Origin of the sequence: Bacillus sp. Marseille-Q3570, assembly GCF_946151055.1 — a bacterium.
Taxonomy (GTDB): Bacteria; Bacillota; Bacilli; order Bacillales; family Fictibacillaceae; genus Pseudalkalibacillus.
On the sequence record NZ_CAMGYZ010000031.1, the window covers coordinates 1 to 2602 of the forward strand.

The 2602-nt window shown below is 30.3% G+C and carries 4 protein-coding genes; 2 read left to right on the plus strand and 2 right to left on the minus strand.

Annotated elements, in window-relative coordinates:
- A partial coding sequence (locus tag N8M93_RS22515) for an HpaII family restriction endonuclease (protein WP_261134884.1) occupies nucleotides 1–111 on the minus strand: 111 nt, incomplete at its 3' end.
- Complete coding sequence (locus tag N8M93_RS22520) at nucleotides 98–532, minus strand: very short patch repair endonuclease (protein WP_261134881.1); 435 nt, start codon at nucleotides 530–532, stop codon at nucleotides 98–100. The genes N8M93_RS22520 and N8M93_RS22515, both read right to left, overlap by 14 nt.
- 106 nt (nucleotides 533–638) lie before the next feature.
- Between N8M93_RS22520 and dcm the strand changes: the two genes are divergently transcribed.
- Both dcm and N8M93_RS22530 read left to right on the plus strand, forming a co-directional pair.
- Nucleotides 639–1775 (plus strand): DNA (cytosine-5-)-methyltransferase, encoded by a 1137-nt coding sequence (gene dcm / locus N8M93_RS22525; protein ID WP_261134882.1) that lies wholly within the window; start codon nucleotides 639–641, stop codon nucleotides 1773–1775.
- A gap of 201 nt (nucleotides 1776–1976) precedes the next feature.
- Nucleotides 1977–2602: HNH endonuclease (locus N8M93_RS22530; protein ID WP_261134883.1), on the plus strand; the 626-nt coding region annotated here is incomplete at its 3' end.

Here is a 2602-nt window from a genome sequence, read left to right on the forward strand (position 1 = left end):
TATATTTTCAATAATACTTAAATCTGCATCTGCAGCATGCAGCTTACCTTCAGATAAAATTTTGAAAAATGTGTAGATCTCGCTCCATTCGCCTTTATTACCTTTTATCATCAAATTCTCCTTTATGTTTATTAATGAACTCTATAATTTCATTAATGCTTTTATTTTGATTTCTTTTAATATCGTGTTCCCAAATTCTGAGTATATTCCAACCTTTATCTTTATAATATTTAGTTACTTCATTATCTCTTTTAATATTACCATTGATTTTCCTTTTCCAAAAATCATGATTTTTATGAGGAATAGTAGAATGAGTTGGGCATCCATGCCAAAAACAAGAATCTATAAAAATTACAATTTTGTATTTTTTTATTGCAATATCAGGTTTTCCAAATAAATTATTTACATTCTTTCTAAACCTAAAACCTTTACCCCATAGTGCTTTTGTAATACTATTTTCTAATTTTGAGCCGCTAGATTTAACTGATTTCATATTTTTTGATCTTTGTTTCTTTGTTAAATGATCAACCATTTTATCACCTCAACAATCCATATGAAAAGAACGTACGTTCTGATATAATACACTTAACAAAACTAATTTAAATTCGTTATAATAAATTATAACTTAGGAGGTTAAAATGTATAAAACGATCGATTTATTTGCCGGTATTGGTGGTATTAGAAGAGGTTTTGAGCTAACCAAAAGTTTTACTAATGTTTTATCTGCTGAAATAGATCCATATGCTTGTGAAACATATAAGCATTTATTTGATGAAGATCCTTTTAATGATGTTACTAGTGAAACATTTAAGAAAAAAGTAGAAAAAACTGAGTACGATATTCTACTTGGAGGATTTCCTTGTCAAGCCTTTAGTATTGCTGGGAAAAAACAGGGTTTTGAAGACAGGACAAGGGGTACTTTATTCTTTGATATTGCTGATATAATTAACCGTACTAGACCAAAAGCTTTTCTTCTTGAAAATGTGGAGGGACTTTTACGGCATAAACAAGGTCAGACTATTAGAGTTGTATTAGAAACATTGATAAATGAATTAAATTATAAAATAATAGGAGTAGAAATAGGCGAAAATGGAATCATCTATAATCCTAGAGATCTAGTTCTTAATTCTAAAAATTTTGGAATACCTCAGAACAGGCCACGTGTTTATTTAATGGGGTTTGATAAAAAACTCTATGGTAATAATGTAAATAGTTTGCCCATAGCTAACCTGCCACAAAAAAAAGAAGGACTACCACTTTATAAAGATTTAAATGATCTATTGGAATTTGGGGCTAATCCTGAATATTATTTAGCAGAAGGTTACTTAGAAACACTAAAAAGGCATAAAAATAGGCATAAAGGCAAAGGAAATGGTTTCGGTTATATAATTGTAAACCCCCCTAGTAATGATAAACCTATTTCAAATGCTTTGCTTGCTACTGGTGGATCTGGAAAAGAAAGAAATTTAGTATATGATTTTCAAGACAATATTGGTGGTATGGAAGTGAAAACAAAGCGAACCCCTCTTAATGCTGAAGGTGTACGTTTTATGACTCCAAGAGAATGGGGTAAACTACAGGGATTTGTAGAATATGGATTTATAGAGAATGGAGTAGATCGGTTTTCTTTTCCAGAAAATATAAGTAAAGGACAACAATACAAACAATTTGGGAATTCTGTAACAATTCCTGTGATAGAAGAACTTGCTAAAAGTATGGCACAATGCTTAGCTTTTCTAGAAGAAGAAAGTTCCACTAAAAATTTAATTCTTTAGAACATTGTTCCCAAAAGTCTTACCATCTTGGTAAGGCTTTTTTATTATTTTTGATTTTATTATTACAACCATTTTCTTAACCAAAAGGTAGATGTTAACCATTATACTTATATAATATAAATATGAAAATAACTATAAAAAGCATCCAACATTAACCGATATTTCAATAGAACACAAAAAATTACTATAAGGAGGAATATTATGTCAGCCGGGAAAAGAATGTTGGAATTATTAAAATTGAATGTAGGGAAAATTGTTAGTAGAGACGAACTTTCTGTTGTCGCAAATGTGCATGATTGGCAAAGAGCTTTAAGGACTCTTCGGCAACAGGGATGGGACATTGAGAATACAAAAGAAGGTTATATTCTACATTCATTAGAGCAAAAAGAGTCGAAAAAACTTCGAATCCCAATTAATCAAAAATTAAGATACCAGGTCCTTCAAAGAGATGAATCTAAGTGTAGAAGGTGCGGAAGGGGACCAATTGATAACGTTAAATTAGTGATTGATCATAAAACTCCAGTAGAATTGGGAGGAAACACAGATTTAAATAATTTATGGACATTGTGTGAGTCTTGCAATTTGGGGAAAAAACATTGGTTTAGTGATCAGGATAACGAACAAATGAAAGAAATTATGTCTCAATCATCCGGTTATCAAAGAGTTAAAAAATTATTTGAATTAAATGAAAATAAATTTATATCATCTATTAAAATTTCTATACTTGCTGAAATTCAAGACTGGCCACGGACGATTAGAAATATTAGATCTAGTGAAAATATGGATATTAAATTTGTGACAAACGAGAAAGGGGTACAAGGGTACAT

What these genes read in the sequence shown, in the direction of transcription:
- N8M93_RS22520 (WP_261134881.1), bottom strand. Translation starts at nt 532, where the DNA reads ATGGTTGATCATTTAACAAAGAAACAAAGATCAAAAAATATGAAATCA.
- dcm (WP_261134882.1), top strand. Translation starts at nt 639, where the DNA reads ATGTATAAAACGATCGATTTATTTGCCGGTATTGGTGGTATTAGAAGA.